The sequence below is a fragment of the Pseudomonas sp. NPDC089741 genome, assembly GCF_044748825.1.
Taxonomy (GTDB): domain Bacteria; phylum Pseudomonadota; class Gammaproteobacteria; order Pseudomonadales; family Pseudomonadaceae; genus Aquipseudomonas; species Aquipseudomonas helmanticensis.
Window position 1 is genome coordinate 524,826 of sequence record NZ_JBIVGT010000001.1, and the last position, 16,677, is coordinate 541,502.

15 protein-coding genes are annotated in these 16,677 nt (G+C 57.8%); 14 read left to right on the plus strand and 1 reads right to left on the minus strand.

Annotated features, from left to right (window positions below; genetic code table 11):
- Nucleotides 1-144 precede the first annotated feature (144 nt).
- The 13 genes from ACIPZE_RS02250 to ACIPZE_RS02310 all read left to right on the plus strand — a co-directional run bounded on the left by ACIPZE_RS02250 (nt 145) and on the right by ACIPZE_RS02310 (nt 14,645).
- Complete coding sequence (locus tag ACIPZE_RS02250) at nt 145-507, plus strand: response regulator (RefSeq protein WP_400771038.1); 363 nt, start codon at nt 145-147, stop codon at nt 505-507.
- A 125-nt stretch (nt 508-632) separates the two neighbouring features.
- A complete protein-coding gene (locus ACIPZE_RS02255; protein ID WP_400770978.1) occupies nt 633-1,937 on the plus strand; it encodes a glycosyltransferase family 4 protein in 1,305 nt (434 codons plus the stop codon).
- 139 nt (nt 1,938-2,076) lie between these two features.
- The gene (locus ACIPZE_RS02260; protein WP_400770981.1) at nt 2,077-2,943 is read left to right on the plus strand and encodes a phospholipase; all 867 of its coding nucleotides are present in this window, start codon (nt 2,077-2,079) and stop codon (nt 2,941-2,943) included.
- A 197-nt stretch (nt 2,944-3,140) separates the two neighbouring features.
- On the plus strand, nt 3,141-4,019 hold the full coding sequence (locus ACIPZE_RS02265; RefSeq protein ID WP_400770984.1) for a phospholipase: 879 nt from the start codon (nt 3,141-3,143) through the stop codon (nt 4,017-4,019).
- A gap of 78 nt (nt 4,020-4,097) precedes the next feature.
- Nucleotides 4,098-5,003 carry an AraC family transcriptional regulator gene (locus tag ACIPZE_RS02270; RefSeq protein ID WP_400770987.1) on the plus strand — a complete coding sequence of 302 codons (906 nt, stop codon included), beginning with the start codon at nt 4,098-4,100 and terminating at the stop codon, nt 5,001-5,003.
- Between the two features lie 245 nt (nt 5,004-5,248).
- Entirely contained in the window at nt 5,249-6,559 is a 1,311-nt protein-coding gene (locus ACIPZE_RS02275; RefSeq protein ID WP_400770990.1) for an ABC transporter substrate-binding protein, read from the plus strand.
- Between the two features lie 154 nt (nt 6,560-6,713).
- Entirely contained in the window at nt 6,714-7,640 is a 927-nt protein-coding gene (locus ACIPZE_RS02280) for a carbohydrate ABC transporter permease (RefSeq protein WP_400770992.1), read from the plus strand.
- 8 nt (nt 7,641-7,648) lie between these two features.
- Nucleotides 7,649-8,479, plus strand: a complete 831-nt coding sequence (locus ACIPZE_RS02285; RefSeq protein WP_003225143.1) for a carbohydrate ABC transporter permease — start codon at nt 7,649-7,651, stop codon at nt 8,477-8,479.
- A gap of 124 nt (nt 8,480-8,603) precedes the next feature.
- Nucleotides 8,604-9,707, plus strand: coding sequence for an ABC transporter ATP-binding protein (locus ACIPZE_RS02290; RefSeq protein ID WP_400770995.1), 1,104 nt, complete (start codon nt 8,604-8,606; stop codon nt 9,705-9,707).
- 18 nt (nt 9,708-9,725) lie between these two features.
- Nucleotides 9,726-11,198, plus strand: coding sequence for a mannitol dehydrogenase family protein (locus ACIPZE_RS02295; RefSeq protein ID WP_400770997.1), 1,473 nt, complete (start codon nt 9,726-9,728; stop codon nt 11,196-11,198).
- A gap of 333 nt (nt 11,199-11,531) precedes the next feature.
- On the plus strand, nt 11,532-13,028 hold the full coding sequence (gene xylB / locus ACIPZE_RS02300) for a xylulokinase (RefSeq protein ID WP_400771000.1): 1,497 nt from the start codon (nt 11,532-11,534) through the stop codon (nt 13,026-13,028).
- Nucleotides 13,029-13,041: 13 nt separating this feature from the next.
- The gene (locus ACIPZE_RS02305; protein WP_400771002.1) at nt 13,042-13,980 is read left to right on the plus strand and encodes a carbohydrate kinase; all 939 of its coding nucleotides are present in this window, start codon (nt 13,042-13,044) and stop codon (nt 13,978-13,980) included.
- Between the two features lie 44 nt (nt 13,981-14,024).
- On the plus strand, nt 14,025-14,645 hold the full coding sequence (locus ACIPZE_RS02310) for a hypothetical protein (RefSeq protein ID WP_400771005.1): 621 nt from the start codon (nt 14,025-14,027) through the stop codon (nt 14,643-14,645).
- Nucleotides 14,646-14,748: 103 nt separating this feature from the next.
- On the opposite strand, the gene ACIPZE_RS02315 is transcribed toward ACIPZE_RS02310, so the two are convergent.
- Nucleotides 14,749-16,050, minus strand: coding sequence for an OprD family porin (locus ACIPZE_RS02315; RefSeq protein ID WP_400771007.1), 1,302 nt, complete (start codon nt 16,048-16,050; stop codon nt 14,749-14,751).
- A 376-nt stretch (nt 16,051-16,426) separates the two neighbouring features.
- On the opposite strand from ACIPZE_RS02315, the gene ACIPZE_RS02320 reads away from it, so the two are divergent.
- The coding region (locus ACIPZE_RS02320) for a contractile injection system protein, VgrG/Pvc8 family (RefSeq protein WP_329626412.1) at nt 16,427-16,677 on the plus strand (251 nt) is incomplete at its 3' end.

The window sequence follows — 16,677 nt, forward strand, 5'->3', positions numbered from 1 at the left end:
AACAGTTATCCTTGCCCGCCCCAACTGCAGCTAAGCTTTTTTGTGTCAGTTCGGGAACTTGTGGCCATGCGCTACTTACTCATGCAAGAGCCCGGCACATTCGACCGGCCGAAACCCCGCGTTAATTTCTTGAGAGCCTTCAATATGTCCACCCCAGCGTTCACCATCCTTGTAGTAGAAGACGACGACATCGTGCGCATGCTCATCGTCGATGTGCTTGAGGAGCTGGAGTTCAAGGTGCTGGAGGCTGATGGCGGCGAGCAAGCATTAGAGGTGTTGCAGGACCCGGACAAAACAATCGACCTGATGATGACCGATGTCGGTCTGCCCGACATGGACGGCCGTGAACTGGCCACCGCGGCTCGAAAGCTGCGCCCAGCTCTGCCCATCCTGTTCGCCAGCGGCTATGCCGAAAGCATCGATGTGCCTGCGGGCATGCAAGTCATTGGCAAACCGTTTTCCATCGATCAACTGCGCGACAAGGTCACAGGCATGCTCGCCAGCTGATTCTTTTACCCAGACATCTCCCGATCATTAGCCGTTGCACGAGTCTGGATCGACTGGTCGATCTGCGGCTTGTGGTCTAATTGCGCGCCTGTTTTGCCCTGCCCGTTTTCAAGGAACATCTGCTCATGAACACATCCGCTGTCACCAAAGTCCTGGTCATCGGCTACGTCTGGCCCGAACCACGCTCTTCGGCAGCCAGTGGGCATGTCATGCAAATCCTCGAAACGTTCCTTGAGCAAGGCTGGGACATCACCTTCAGCAGCCCGGCAGGTCCCGGCGAACACAAGGCTGACCTGAGCGCTCTGGGCATTCGCGAAGTGCCGATCGAACTCAACAACAGCAGCTTCGACGCCTTCATCAGTGAACTGGCGCCGGACATCGTGTTGTTCGATCAATTCATGATGGAAGAACAGTTTGGCTGGCGGGTCGAGAAACACTGCCCGCAAGCACTGCGCGTGCTGGAAACCTCCGATCTGCAAAGCCTGCGATTCGCTCGCCAGCAGCGCCTAAAGGAGCGCTTGAAGGACGATCCCGACAACCAGGATTTCACCGCGTTGTTCGCGCCGGCGTTGCGTGAGGAATTCGAATTGATGGCCGACAGCGACCTCGCCAAGCGCGAGATCGCCGCGCTGTATCGTTGCGACCTCAACCTGATGATTTCGCAGGTCGAGATCCAACTGCTGGTCGAAGAGTTCGGCCTGCCGGACGCCCTGCTGCATTGGTGCCCGTTGATGATCGACTTGCCGACAGCCGAGCCGCGCGCTTTCGCCGAGCGCGCGCATTTCCTCAGCATCGGCAATTTCCGCCACGCACCCAACTGGGATGCGGTGCTCTGGATGAAAACCACGATCTGGCCGTTGATCCGCGCGCAACTGCCGCAAGCGCAGTTGCACATCTATGGCGCCTACACCCCGCCCAAGGCCACCGCCTTGCACAATCCGGCGCAAGGTTTTCATGTGATGAACTGGGCCGAAGATGCCTTGCAAGTCATGTCCGCCGCGCGGGTCTGCCTGGCGCCGCTGCGATTTGGTGCCGGCATCAAGGGCAAGATTGTCGATGCCATGCTCTGCGCAACACCGTCCGTGACCACACCGATCGGTGCAGAAGCCATGCACGGCGGCCTGCCGTGGCCCGGCGCAATCAGCTGCAGCGCAGAGGACTTCGCCAATAATGCCGTGCAACTTTATCGGGATGAACAGCGCTGGGAAGAGGCCCGCCAGGCAGGTCAGTCGTTGTTGAGCGAGCGTTACCGCAAGTCAGTACACGGCCCGGCACTGATCGACAAGTTGCGGGACTGTCTGGAAAACCTGGCTCAGTCAAGAAAATCAAACTTCACTGGAAGCATGTTGCGCCACCACCATCACAAAAGTACTCAGTACATGGCGCAATGGATCGAAGCCAAGAATCGCAACGCCCCGGATAAAGACTGACTGACAAGAAATCTCAGAATACATATATCCAGCATCAACTAATACATTGATTAACACCCCTGACTTCAATTAAAAACAAGTGACTTGCCTAATTAAACCGCAAGCCACTTATTTAATGATTATCACAGGGACGCCTATCATGAACACCGCGACCAACAGCAATTATTCAGTCACTAACTGGATGAGTACCAACACCGCCATTGATGTTTTACCGTTATATAAACTGACCCTGCCTGGCACTCATAACGCCGGTTGCGACTGGAAGGCTTCGTATGCCCTGATTCCGGGAGCGCACTGGGTGGCGTGTCAGCACAGGTCGTTTTATGACCAGTTGACTAATGGCGCCAGAGCCCTGGATTTACGGCTTACTTATCAGAGCAACGGTGTCGCACTTAATTGCTTTCGTTTTCAGCACAATGGCTTTTTGTCTTCGCGCACGTTAGCGAACCTGGTGACTGACCTGGATCGTTTCCTTACGGAGAATCCCGACGAATTCATCGTGCTCGACTTCCATGAAATGAAAGACGGTGATCGCCCTTTCGACTTTGCTTTATTCAACAACATGCTTACCAGCTTACTTGGCTTCAGGATCATCCCGAACAACAATAGCGGCCTGAACCTGCAACAATTAAAAAGCATAAGCCGCACACAAAGAATCCTGATTCACGCAACACAGCACAATGAACTTGACCGACAATACTTCAACCCAAAGCTCCACCATCAATGGATCGGAACGCAAACTCCGAGTGCCAGCGACCTGCATAAATTCATCACCGAAACAATGTCTTCTCCGCCCTTCCGATATGCACCATGGTCGCTGTCGGCGACCAGTTACGCGGCGTTGGGTGGCCCGGTCGACATTCATACCGAACTGGATCGCTGGTTTGACCCCGCCAACAGTGACTGGCTACAAAACTGCAATGTCGTCAACGTCGACTTCCTCGAAGAGTCCCGACTGGTTGCGTTCTGCATCAGCGCAAACCTGAGCAAAGTGCGACGCGGCTAAGTGCTACTGTCGAGTGCCACTCATTGGCTATTTTTTAGCAGATATTGCGGCGACTGGTAATGTTCCTCGGTGTTTGTATGCTGTATTCGAGATTTCCCGACAATCGGTGAAACTGGACGGTGCTACCCACGCGGCACCCGATATTTCAATACATCGCCCAAGGATAGGGCCATGCACGACGACAAGGAGTTGTCACCATGAACAGCGCCACCGCAACACTCGACAAGCAAACCTGGATGAGCCACGTACTGGATATCGACCAGCTGAAACTGACCGATATTGTCTGGCCCGGCACGCATAACAGCGGCATGGACAAAAAGGCGCCCAACTACGAGGTCATTGTTGGCAACTGGACGACCTGCCAGAACGATTCATTCGCCTGGCAACTGGACAACGGCGCCCGCGCATTCGACATACGCCTCGGCTGCGCCGCCGGGCCGGAGCACCCGCTGTATTACTTTCATCACAATGGCTTCCAGTCTCATCGCGTCCTCGACGAGTTGGTTGAGGCGGTCGACGCCTTCCTCGATCGAAACCCCGACGAATTCATCGTCCTGGACTTTCATCAATTGGGTGACGGCAACAAGCCTTTCGATCGGCAACGTCTGAGTGACTTTATGCTCAATCGCCTCGGTTCGCGGCTGATTCCCCATATGGATTCGATGAGTACGATAGGTCAGCTGAAACGCAGCAGTACAAAGCGCCGCATCGTCATGGCGGCGCCCTACTCGCCAGAGCAGGACAGAAACTATTTCTGGTCGCAGATCCCGCACAAGTGGAACAAAAGAGTCTTTACCGACACCGCAGCGCTCGAACTGCATATTGGCAAATCGCTTGAGGGCACACCCCATGAAACGTTCATCTGGTCGTTGCCGGCCACCTGCTATTCGCTGCTGGGAGGCCCCAGCGGCATCAAGAAAAAAATCAATGACTGGTTTCACTCGAGCCGAGGCTGGGTCACACGTTGCAGCATCATCAGCACCGACTTTTTTGATGAATCCGAGATCGTCCGCAACTGCTGGGTCGCCAACAGCATGAAGGCGGTTTATGGACGCGCTTTGTATCAAACGAGCTGAAACGCTTCCTCGAACGCTGGCACAGCGCGGGCAGAAAGGGGCATGATCGCCAGGCGATAACAATAAAAGCGTCCTGACATGAGCCGAACAGCCCGCGTAACCGATCCTTCTTACGAGTTGATGGATGACCATAACGGGTTGTCCATCATCTACCGCCAGCACGGGTTCCCGTGCCCGCTGGTGCGCTGGCACTTCCATAAGGAGTACGAGCTGCACCTGATCGTCGCGAGTTCGGGAAAAGTGTTCATTGGCGACTACATCGGCAACTTCTACCCGGAAACCCTGTTTCTCACCGGCCCCAATCTGCCGCACAACTGGATCAGCCAGGTTGCCGAGGATGAAGTCGTCGAGAAACGCGACATGCTGGTCAATTTCACCGATGAATTGTTCGAGGGTGGCCATCAGGTCTTCGCCGAGCTGAAGTCCCTCGCACCGTTGCTGGAGCGTGCGCAGTACGGCATCGAGTTTCGCTGCAAACACACCATTCGCCAGGCCATGACGCTGATGCAGCGTATTGCCGACTCAAAAGGCATCACCCGGCTCGGGCATTTTTTCATCCTGATGGAGCTGCTCGCGGCCAGCGATGATTTTCAGCTTCTGTCCGGCGCGACCACTCCGCAGCTCGCCGACGAGCACAACATCGACCGGACCAACCGCGCGGTCGATTACATATTCAGCCATTACGCCCGCGACATATCGCTGGAGGAAGTTGCCGAGCACCTGGGCATGACGCCGACCTATTTCAGTCGCGTGTTCAAGCAAGCCACCGGGCGTAACTTCATCGAGTTCGTCAATCGCCTGCGTATCAGCAAATCCTGCGAGCTGCTGGCCGATGGCGACAAACCGGTAACCGACGTGTGTTTCGAGTCGGGCTTCAACAATATTTCCAATTTCAACCGGCGCTTTCAGCAGCTCAAAGGCATGACGCCGTCGCACTATCGTCGCCTGGCGGTGCAGCGCCTGACCGAGCAAAACCACGGCTAACCCCGCCACTCCTACAGTTCCGTGTGAAACCTGTACGCATTCGATAGCGCCTCCTCGCTGAAAACCCCTTCCCTGCGTTTGCCCCGCCAAACCCCAGTGCAAAAAAGTATCGATAAAAGTGCTAGGGATGATTTGTCAGTCCTGCGATTGAAGGCTGTAATCAGTGCACATTCTTCCTGCACAGGAAGACACAAAAACAATAACTGTCCTTCTGCCTCTCACCGGGTGCAGAAAAGGAGTGCACGATGCAACCCACTGCAAAAGCTCTGCTAGCCCTCACCTGCATGACCCTCAGCAGCGTCAGCCTTGGCGCCCAGACCCTGACCATCGCCACCGTCAACAACAGCGACATGATCCGCATGCAAAAGCTCTCGAAAACCTTCGAGACCGAGCATCCGGAGATCAAGCTCAATTGGGTGGTGCTCGAAGAAAACGTTCTGCGCCAACGCCTGACCACCGACATCGCCACTCAAGGCGGCCAGTTCGACGTGTTGACCATCGGCATGTACGAAGCCGCACTGTGGGGCGCCAAAGGCTGGCTGGAACCAATGAAGGATCTGCCGGCCAGTTACGCCCTCGACGACGTGTTTCCGTCGGTGCGTGAAGGCCTGTCGGTGAAAGGTTCGCTGTATGCGCTGCCGTTCTACGCAGAAAGCTCGATCACTTACTACCGCACCGACCTGTTCAAGGACGCCGGGCTGAGCATGCCGGAACGCCCAACATGGGAGGAGATCGCCGGGTTTGCCGAAAAACTCACCAACAAGGACAAAGAACAGTACGGCATCTGCCTGCGCGGCAAGGCGGGCTGGGGCGAGAACATGGCGCTGATCAGTACCGTCGCCAACGCCTACGGTGCGCGCTGGTTCGATGAAAAATGGCAGCCGGAATTCAACGGCCCCGAGTGGAAAAATGCGCTGAACTTCTACGTCGACACCATGAAGAAATCCGGCCCGCCGGGTGCATCGAGCAACGGTTTCAACGAAAACCTTGCGCTGTTCAACAGCGGCAAGTGCGCGATCTGGGTCGACGCCAGCGTCGCTGGCTCGTTCGTTACCGACAAGACTCAAAGCAAGGTTGCCGATCACGTCGGCTTCACTTTCGCGCCGCATCAGGTTACCGACAAAGGCTCGGCCTGGCTGTATTCGTGGGCGCTGGCGATTCCGACCAGCTCCAAGGCCAAAGACGCCGCCAAAGAGTTCAGTGCCTGGGCAACGTCCAAAGAATACGGCGAACTGGTAGCCAAGACCGACGGCATCGCCAACGTGCCACCGGGCACTCGCGCGTCGACCTACAGCGATGCGTACATGAAGGCGGCGCCGTTCGCCAAGGTCACGCTGGAATCGCTGAAAGCCGTTGACCCGAGCAAACCGACGCTGAAACCGGTGCCGTACATTGGCATTCAACTGGTGACCATTCCTGAGTTCCAGGCGGTTGGCACCCAGGTTGGCAAGCTGTTCTCGGCGGCGCTGATCGGCCAGACCACTGTGGATCAAGCTCTGGCCGCCGCGCAGCAGACCACCGAACGCGAGATGAAGCGCGCCGGTTACCCCAAGTAACCCGCAAAGCTCGCTCCTGCCTTTTGTAGGAGTGAGCCTGCTCGCGATAGCGGTGTATCAGTCACCGACTGTGATGGATGGAAAACCGCCATCGCGAGCAGGCTCACTCCTTCATTAGATCTCCATAGGTCTGTATGACTCGGTTGTGATCGCCATGAATACTTCAACTGCCAAAGCCCACCTCGACCTGTCCCAGCCACAGCGCAAAAGCCGTGTGCGTAACCCCGGCTGGTTTCTGGTCAGCCCATCGGTCGCCCTGTTGCTGCTGTGGATGATCGTGCCGCTGGGCATGACCATCTACTTTTCGGTGATCCGCTACAACCTGCTCTACCCCGGCGAAAACCAGTTCGTCGGGCTGGAGAACTTCACTTACTTCCTGACCGACTCGGGTTTCCTGCCCGGCGCCACCAATACATTGTTGCTGGTCGGCAGCGTGTTGCTGATCAGCGTGGTATTCGGCGTGTTGATCAGTGCGTTGCTGGAGGCCAGCGAGTTCCTCGGTCGCGGCATCGTGCGGGTCATGCTGATCTCGCCGTTCTTCATCATGCCGACCGTAGGCGCGCTGATCTGGAAGAACCTGATTTTCCATCCGGTCTCCGGAATCCTTGCCTACCTCTGGAAACTGTTCGGCGCGCAACCGGTGGACTGGCTCGCCCACTACCCGTTGCTGTCGATCATCATCATTGTTTCGTGGCAATGGCTGCCCTTCGCGATCCTGATCCTGATGACCGCCATGCAGTCGCTGGACCAGGAGCAAAAAGAAGCCGCACGCCTCGACGGAGCCGGCCCGATCGCGATTTTCTGGCACCTGACCCTGCCCCATCTGGCCCGGCCGATTGCCGTAGTGGTGATGATCGAAACGATCTTCCTGCTGTCGGTGTTCGCCGAAATTTTCACCACCACCAACGGTGGCCCCGGCTACGCCTCGACCAACCTCGCCTACCTGATCTACAACCAGGCGCTGGTGCAGTTCGACGTCGGCATGGCCTCGGCGGGCGGCTTGATTGCCGTGGTCATCGCCAACGTCGCCGCGATCATTCTGGTGCGGATGATCGGCAAAAACCTGACTGACAAAGCCTGAGGCCTGCCATGACTCTCCAACAATCCCGCCGGCTGCAAAGCCTGCTGCTCGGCACCTTGGCCTGGGCCATCGCGATCGTGATTTTCTTCCCGATCTTCTGGATGGTGATGACCAGTTTCAAGACCGAAATCGACGCGTTCGCCACACCGCCGCAATTCATCTTCACGCCGACGCTGGAGAACTACCTGCACATCAACGAGCGCAGCGACTACTTCAGTTTCGCCTGGAACTCGGTAGTGATTTCCTTCAGCGCCACCGCGCTGTGCCTGTTGATTGCGGTGCCGGCCGCCTACTCCATGGCGTTCTACGAAACCCAGCGCACCAAAGGCACGCTGCTGTGGATGCTCTCGACAAAAATGCTGCCACCGGTAGGCGTGCTGATGCCGATCTACCTGCTGGCAAAGAGTTTCGGTCTGCTCGATACGCGTATCGCGCTGATCGTGATCTACACGCTGATCAATCTGCCGATCGTGGTCTGGATGATTTACACCTACTTCAAGGACATCCCCAAAGACATCCTCGAAGCTGCGCGTCTCGACGGCGCCACGCTGTGGCAGGAAATGGTCCGCGTGCTGTTGCCGATCGCCAAGGGTGGCCTCGCCTCGACCGTACTGCTGTCGCTGATCCTGTGCTGGAACGAGGCCTTCTGGTCGCTGAACCTGACCTCGTCGAAAGCCGCGCCGCTGACCGCGTTGATCGCCTCCTACTCAAGTCCCGAAGGCTTGTTCTGGGCCAAGTTGTCGGCGGTCTCGACCCTGGCGTGTGCGCCGATCCTGATCTTCGGCTGGATCAGCCAGAAACAACTGGTGCGCGGCCTCTCCTTCGGCGCCGTGAAATGAATTGAAAAGCAAAAGATCGCAGCCTTCGGCTGCTCCTACATAAAGCATGCCGTCCCCCTGTAGGAGCTGCCGCAGGCTGCGATCTTTTGATCTTAAAAAACAACAACGCGGAGGCCCATTCATCATGGCCAACCTGAAAATCAAGAATCTGCAAAAAGGCTTCGAAGGTTTCTCCATCATCAAAGGCATCGACCTTGAGGTGAACGACAAGGAATTCGTGGTCTTCGTCGGCCCGTCGGGCTGCGGCAAATCCACCCTGCTGCGGCTGATCGCCGGGCTCGAAGAAGTCAGTGGCGGCACCATCGAACTCGACGGTCGCGACATCACCGAGGTCAGCCCGGCCAAGCGCGATCTGGCGATGGTGTTCCAGACCTACGCCCTGTACCCGCACATGACCGTGAAAAAGAACATGTCGTTCGCCCTCGACCTGGCCGGCGTACCGAAAGCCGAGGTCGAAAAGAAAGTCGGCGAAGCGGCGCGCATTCTCGAACTCGGGCCGATGCTTGAACGCAAACCAAAACAGCTCTCCGGTGGCCAGCGTCAGCGCGTGGCGATCGGCCGCGCGATCGTGCGCAATCCGAAAATCTTCCTGTTCGACGAACCGCTCTCTAACCTCGACGCCGCACTGCGCGTGCAAATGCGTCTGGAACTGCTGCGCCTGCACAAAGACCTGCAAGCGACGATGATCTACGTGACCCACGATCAGGTCGAAGCAATGACCATGGCCGACAAAGTCGTGGTGCTCAACGGCGGCAAGATCGAACAGGTCGGCTCGCCACTGGACCTGTATCACCAACCGGCGAACCTGTTCGTCGCCGGCTTCCTCGGCACGCCGAAAATGGGTTTCCTCAAAGGCAAGATTGCCCGCGTCGATGCCCAGAGCTGCGAAGTCTCGCTGGGCGCCGGCACTCGCGTCACCCTGCCGTTCAACGCAGCCAACCTCAGCATCGGCAGCGCTGTGACCCTGGGCATTCGCCCGGAACACCTGGAACTGGCGCAATCGGGCGACTGCACATTGCAAGTCACCGCCGACGTCAGCGAGCGCCTCGGCAGCGACACGTTCTGCCACGTCACCACTAATGCCGGCGAAGCCCTGACCATGCGCGTGCGCGGTGATCTGGCCAGCCGTTACGGCGAACAACTGAGCCTGCATCTGGACGCGGCCCACTGCCATTTATTCGATGCCGAAGGCGTGGCGCTGACGCGTCCACTGCGCGCTGCGGCCTGATTTCGAGAGACTTGCCCGATGAAACTCAATCAGCAAAATCTGCATGGCCTCGCGGCTGAAGTAAAACTGCCGGCGTACCGTCTCAGCGACACCCGTCAGGGCATCGCGCACATCGGCGTCGGCGGTTTTCACCGCGCGCATCAGGCGTATTACACCGATGCGCTGATGAACACCGGCGAAGCACTCGACTGGGCGATCTGTGGGGTCGGCCTGCGTGCCGAAGACCGCCGCGCCCGTGACGATCTCAAGGAGCAGGATTACCTGTTCACCCTGTTCGAACTTGGTGACAGCGATGACACCGAAGTCCGTGTGATCGGCGCGATTCGCGACATGCTGCTGGCGCAAGACGGTGCTCAGGCGCTGATCGATAAACTTGCCGACCCACAGATTCGCATCGTTTCGCTGACCATCACCGAAGGCGGTTACTGCATCGATGACAGTAACGGCGAATTCATGGCGCACCTGCCACAGATCCAACACGATCTGGCCCATCCCGAAGCGCCAAAAACCGTGTTCGGTTTCTTGTGTGCAGCCTTGGAAAAACGCCGGGCAGCGGGCATCCCGGCCTTTACCGTGATGTCTTGCGATAACTTGCCGCACAACGGCGCGGTGACCCGCAAGGCGCTGCTGGCGTTTGCCACTTTGCGCAATAGCAATCTGTGCAGTTGGATCGACGCCAACGTCAGTTTCCCCAACGCCATGGTCGACCGCATCACGCCGATGACCAGCACCGCGCACCGCCTGCAACTGGCCGACAAACACGGCGTCGACGATGCCTGGCCGGTGGTGTGCGAACCGTTTGTGCAGTGGGTGCTGGAAGACAAGTTCGTCAACGGTCGGCCCGCCTGGGAAAAGGTCGGCGTACAGTTCACCGACGACGTTTCGCCGTACGAAGAGATGAAAATCAAACTGCTCAACGGTAGCCATCTGGCGCTGACGTACCTGGGCTTTTTAAAGGGTTATCGGTTTGTTCACGAGACCATGAACGACCCGCTGTTCGTGCGCTACATGCGCGCTTATATGGACCTCGATGTCACGCCGCAACTGGCGCCGGTGCCGGGGATCGATTTGACCGAATACAAAGACACGCTGGTTGCGCGCTTCTCCAATCAGGCGATTGCCGATCAGCTTGAGCGAGTATGTTCGGATGGCTCTTCGAAGTTTCCCAAGTTCACCATTCCGACGATTAATCGGTTGATTGCCGATGGTCAGGAGACCAAGCGTGCAGCGTTGGTGGTGGCGGCTTGGGCGTTGTATTTGAAGGGGGTCGATGAGAATGGGGATACCTATTCGATTCCTGATCCACGGGCAACGTTTTGTCAGGCGCTGGTGGCGGATGACGGTTTGATGACTGAGCGGTTGTTGGCGGTTGAGGAGATTTTTGGCACGGCGATACCGCGTTCGGCGGAATTTGTGGCGGCGTTTGAGTGGTGCTGCAATAGCTTGCGCGAGGACGGTGTGACGCGGACTTTGCAGCGGATTCTGGATTGAAAAGCCCCTCACCCTAGCCCTCTCCCAGTGGGAGAGGGGACTGATCGAGTGGTTTGTGCAAGTTACATCGACCTGAACGTCCGGAGTCGAACTCAGGTATTGAATAGCCCCGGTTTGAGAGAACCGGAGTCGAACTCAAATTTTGAACAGCCCCTGATTGAGATATCCGCAGTCGAACTCAGGTTTTGAACAGCCCCTGATTGAGATATCCGCAGTCGAACTCAGGTTTTGAACAGCCCCCGATCGGCTTCCTTCCCCCTCGCCCCCTTGGGGGAGAGGGCTGGGGTGAGGGGGTAAGCTATTGATCTTCACCACACCCCGAGTGGTTCACACATGACAACACAACAACTCTTCCTAGGCATCGACTGCGGCACCCAAGGCACCAAAGCCATCATCCTCGACGCCGCCAGCGGTCAAGTCCTCGGCCAAGGCGCCGCCGCACACACAATGATCAGCGGCGCCAACGGCCGTCGCGAGCAAGACACTCAGCAATGGCTCGAAGCCTTCGCCCTCGCCACCCGCCGCGCGTTGCTGGCGGCGAATGTCGACGGCCAGTCGATCCTCGGCATCGGCGTCTCCGGTCAGCAACATGGTCTGGTATTGCTTGATGATCAAGGTGAAGTGCTGCGCCCGGCCAAGCTCTGGTGCGACACCGAATCCAGCGCCGAAAACGACCGTTTACTCAACCATCTGGGCGGCGAAAAAGGTTCGCTGGAACGCCTTGGCGTGGTTATCGCACCGGGCTACACCGTGTCGAAACTGCTCTGGACCAAAGAACAACACCCCGTGGTGTTCTCGCGCATCGCACGTATCCTCCTGCCCCACGACTACCTCAATTTCTGGCTGACCGGACGCAGTTGCAGCGAGTACGGCGACGCCTCGGGCACCGGCTACTTCAACGTGCGCTCCCGCCAGTGGGACTTGCAGTTGCTGCGCGATATCGACGCCAGCGGGCGTCTGCAAGCCGCGCTGCCCGAGCTGATTGACGCCCATCAAGCCGTCGGCACAATCCTGCCGTCGATTGCCGAACAATTGGGCATCAACCCCAACGCACTGGTGGCAAGCGGTGGCGGCGACAACATGATGGGCGCGATCGGCACCGGCAATATTCAGCCCGGCGCAATCACCATGAGCCTCGGTTCCTCCGGCACGGTGTACGCCTATTCCGAAGTGCCAAAAGTCAGCCCGGACGCCTCGGTCGCCACGTTCTGCTCCTCCAGCGGCGGCTGGCTGCCGTTGATCTGCACGATGAACCTGACCAACGCCACTGGCGCAATTCGTGACCTGTTCAAGCTCGACCTGGAGCAGTTCAACGAACTCATCGCGCAAGCGCCGATTGGCGCCGAGGGCGTGTGCATGCTGCCATTCTTCAATGGTGAACGCGTCCCCGCCCTGCCCCACGCGACCGGCAGCCTGCACGGCTTGACCCTCGACAACCTGACCGAGGCCAATCTGTGCCGCGCTGCCGTCGAGGGCACCACCTTCGGTTTGCGTTACGGACTGGATTTGCTGCGCCAGAATGGTTTACAAAGCCGCAGCATCTGCCTGATCGGCGGCGGTTCGAAAAGTGCGGTGTGGCGGCAGATCGTCGCCGACATCATGAACACCCCGGTGATCTGCACCGAACAAAGCGAAGCCGCTGCACTCGGCGCAGCGATTCAGGCGGCATGGTGCAAATCATGGTCGAACGGCCACGAAGACACCCTCGCCGATCTGTGCCAGCGCTGCGTCAAACTCGACCTGAGCAGTGAAACGCTGCCGGTTGCCACGAATGTCGCGGCATTCCAGCAGGCTTATGAACGCTATCAACAGCATGTCGCAACCCTATAAAGAGCAAACAATTATGTATTTGGTGTGTGGCGAAGCCCTGTTTGATTTCTTCAGCGAAGACGATGCCAGCGGTTTGGCTTCGAAAGTGAATTTCAAGGCGATTGCCGGTGGTTCGCCGTTCAACGTCGCCGTGGGTTTACGCCGTTTGGGCGTCGAATCGGCGTTGTTCGGTGGACTGTCGACCGACTACCTCGGCCGGCGTTTGCAGCAAGTGTTGCAGGAAGAAGGCGTGCGCCCGGACTATCTGCAGGACTTCGCCGCGCCGACGACACTGGCGATGGTTGCGGTCGGTGCCAATGGCTCGCCGCATTACAGCTTTCGCGGCGAGGGTTGCGCGGATCGCCAACTGGGCCTGGCGCATTTGCCGACGCTGGGACCTGGGGTTCGTGGCTTGCACGTCGGCTCGTTCTCGCTGGTGGTACAGCCGATCGGCGACACGCTGCTGGCGCTGGTCCAGCGCGAAAGCGGCAAACGCCTGATCAGTCTCGATCCGAACGTGCGCCTCAACCCCGAGCCGAATATCCAGCTGTGGCGCGAGCGTATCGCCACGCTGGTGCAACTGGCCGATCTGATCAAGGTAAGCGACGAGGACTTGAGCCTGCTGTACCCCGAACAGGATCCGCAGCGCGTGCTCGAAGGCTGGCTCAAGCATCGCTGCCAGATTGTCTTCCTCACTCGCGGTGGCGAAGGTGCAACGGTATTCAGCCGCCACCACGGCACATGGTCGGTTCCGGCGTCCCCGGTAAAAATTGCCGATACCGTCGGTGCCGGCGATACCTTTCAGGCCGCGCTGATCACCTGGCTGACCGAACACGGTCTGGATTCGGTGGAAGGCGTGCAACAACTCGCTCGCGAGCAGATCGACGGCATGCTCAAGTTCGCCGTACAAGCAGCGGCACTGACCTGCAGCAAGACCGGTCCGGATCTCCCCTATCGTCACCAATTGAGCTAAGCCGTAGACTGTCGGCTTTTTTGCGCACGACAGGATAACGGCTTTTGAAATACCGGCAGACGCTTGGACTACTGACACTGGCAACGCTGTTGACCGGTTGCGGCACTTCGCCGCCGCGCTCGCCGGAAGATATCTGCGAGATCTTCCGGGAAAAGAGCGATTGGTACGACGCCGCACAGGTCACGCAAAAACGTTGGGGGGTGCCGATACAGGTGCCCTTCGCGATCATGTATCAGGAATCCGGCTATCGCTACGACGCCAAGACCCCACGCAAATACCTACTTTGGGTGATTCCGTGGGGTCGGGTGACCACTGCATCGGGCTATGCCCAGGCGAAAGATGAAGTCTGGTCCGACTACCAGAAAAGCACCGGCAGACACGGCGCCGACCGCGAAGACTTCGACGACGCCATCGACTTCGTTGGCTGGTACATGGACAAGACCACCACCATCAACGGCGTCTACAAATACGACGCCTACAACCAGTACCTCAACTACCACGAAGGCTGGGGCGGATTTCGCAACAAGACCTATGCGAGCAAAGCCTGGCTGATGCCGACCGCGCGCAAAGTGCAGAATCGCTCGGACGTGTATGCGCGGCAATATGCCGGCTGCAAGGATGATTTGAATCGCGGCTTCTGGAGCCGGTTCTGGCATTGGTTGTAATAAACCCCCTGTAGGAGCTGCCGCAGGCTGCGATCTTTTGATGTGGTTTTTAACCATCAACGTCAAAAGATCGCAGCCTGCGGCAGCTCCTACAGGGGAGGTTTTACAGGACGGAGAAATTGTAGCTGACGATCAACCGCGTCTCATCGACATCCCGGGCAAACTTCTCGTAGTTGGTCCGGTAAGTCGCATTACGCAAACGCAGACTGACATCCTTGAACGTCCCCGTCTGAATCACATACTTCAACTCACTGTCGCGTTCCCACTCTTTGCCGTCCTGATCACTGCCCAACACTTTGATGTGATCACCATTCACATAACGGGTCAGGAAGCTCAAGCCGTTGATACCGATCGCCTTGAAGTCATAGTCATAACGCAACTGCCATGAACGTTCCTGCGCGGCGGCAAAATCGTTGACCTGTACGTAGTTGACCAGATACGGATTGCTGCCATCGAGATACGGCATCGAATTATCACCGTTCATGCGCTGCCAGCCGGCGCTGAAAGTGTGGCCGCTGATGCCGTATGAAAGCATGCCGCTCAAGGCGCGGTTATCGATGGAACCGGCTTTCGCGTCGCCGCTGTCGGCACTTTTCAGCAGGCGCAGATCGGCTTTCAACACGCCGCCAGCCAACGGCTGATTGGCCAGCAGGCCAACGAAGTGCTGACGGTAAATGTCTTCCAGTTCGGCGTAGTGGTACTGGCCGGTCAGGCGATCGTTGATCTTGTAGTCGAAGCCATACATGTCGAAATGATCGGCGGTGGTGTTGCACGCGTAACGCTTGTTCTTGCAATGCACGCGGATGTCTTGCGAATCGGTGGAATCACGCGCGGTGTACTTGTCCAGGCGCGCGGCCATGAAGGTCAGGTCCTTGAGCTCTTTAGAGGTCAGCATGGCACCGTTGAACATGGTCGGCAGCAGACGGCCGTCGTTGTACTTGAGCAGTGGCAGATCCGGTAGCAGCGCGCCGTATTTCAGCACGGTGTCCGAGACTTTGACTTTGGCGGTCAGGCCCATTTTCGCGTATTGGCCTTTCGAGCCGCGCGGGTTCTCGCCACTCGATGGCAGCAAGCCGCTGTTGCTGCGATCCGGGCTGGAATCGAGCTGAAAACCCAGCATGCCCAGTGCATCGATGCCGAAGCCGACCGTGCCGTCGGTGTAGCCCGATTGCAGGTTGAGAATAAAGCCCTGTGCCGACTCCTCACGCTTGGAAGCGCCCTGATCGCTCGAGGTGTGCCCATCACGGAAATCGCGGTTGAAATACACCGTGCGCGATTCGATTTTCGCCGTGGTGTTTTCCAGAAAACCGCTGGCCTGAACCTGTGCGGTAAAACCTGCGCACAGCACCAAGGCTCCGAAGCCAAACGACTGGCGCGGGATGATGAGAGGAAATGGGGGACGCATGAAAAACTCCAACAGTGCAGCGTTTGCGCAAGGGCGCAACAAGCCAGAAAAAATAGCTCCCGTCCCAGCTCGTCAAAGGGCCGGGAGGAAGAGAACACGCGGGGGTGAACGGTAATGATGGCAGATGGCTTTGACGGGCCAAAGGCGACTTTAGTCTGAAACTGACTGGCGATTCTTCAATCGTTGCTCGTAGGAATTGTTGCCACTGGCGCCCGGCAAGCTTTATCAAATGCCCGTGTTCATTGGTCGAAACGCGCTATCTAAGGGTTTTCCCTATACCGCGTGTGGCCCATGCGTACGGCTTTTTCGCCTTGAACGAGGCGGCTTAATCCTCCATCATCCGCCCCCTGCTTATTCAAAGGACGGAATTCAAGGCATGCTGGACGCCAACGCAACCCACATTACCCTCACGCTCGAAGGCGCCAACGCCGACCTGCAAGTCCTCAGCTTCACCGGTCGCGAAGCCCTGAATGAACCGTTCCGTTTCGACCTCGAACTGGTCAGCGCCCGCCCCGACCTGAAACTCGAAGAGCTCCTGCACAAACCCGGCGTGCTGACCTTCGGCGCCACCGGCGAAGGCACGATTCATGGCCTGGTGTATCGCATCGAACAAGGCGATTCCGGCAA

Coding starts and splice junctions, on each gene's coding strand:
- ACIPZE_RS02265 (WP_400770984.1), top strand. CDS start 3,141: ATGAACAGCGCCACCGCAACACTCGACAAGCAAACCTGGATGAGCCAC.
- ACIPZE_RS02290 (WP_400770995.1), top strand. CDS start 8,604: ATGGCCAACCTGAAAATCAAGAATCTGCAAAAAGGCTTCGAAGGTTTC.
- ACIPZE_RS02295 (WP_400770997.1), top strand. CDS start 9,726: ATGAAACTCAATCAGCAAAATCTGCATGGCCTCGCGGCTGAAGTAAAA.
- ACIPZE_RS02275 (WP_400770990.1), top strand. CDS start 5,249: ATGCAACCCACTGCAAAAGCTCTGCTAGCCCTCACCTGCATGACCCTC.
- ACIPZE_RS02285 (WP_003225143.1), top strand. CDS start 7,649: ATGACTCTCCAACAATCCCGCCGGCTGCAAAGCCTGCTGCTCGGCACC.
- ACIPZE_RS02305 (WP_400771002.1), top strand. CDS start 13,042: ATGTATTTGGTGTGTGGCGAAGCCCTGTTTGATTTCTTCAGCGAAGAC.
- xylB (WP_400771000.1), top strand. CDS start 11,532: ATGACAACACAACAACTCTTCCTAGGCATCGACTGCGGCACCCAAGGC.
- ACIPZE_RS02280 (WP_400770992.1), top strand. CDS start 6,714: ATGAATACTTCAACTGCCAAAGCCCACCTCGACCTGTCCCAGCCACAG.
- ACIPZE_RS02260 (WP_400770981.1), top strand. CDS start 2,077: ATGAACACCGCGACCAACAGCAATTATTCAGTCACTAACTGGATGAGT.
- ACIPZE_RS02250 (WP_400771038.1), top strand. CDS start 145: ATGTCCACCCCAGCGTTCACCATCCTTGTAGTAGAAGACGACGACATC.
- ACIPZE_RS02270 (WP_400770987.1), top strand. CDS start 4,098: ATGAGCCGAACAGCCCGCGTAACCGATCCTTCTTACGAGTTGATGGAT.
- ACIPZE_RS02315 (WP_400771007.1), bottom strand. CDS start 16,050: ATGCGTCCCCCATTTCCTCTCATCATCCCGCGCCAGTCGTTTGGCTTC.
- ACIPZE_RS02255 (WP_400770978.1), top strand. CDS start 633: ATGAACACATCCGCTGTCACCAAAGTCCTGGTCATCGGCTACGTCTGG.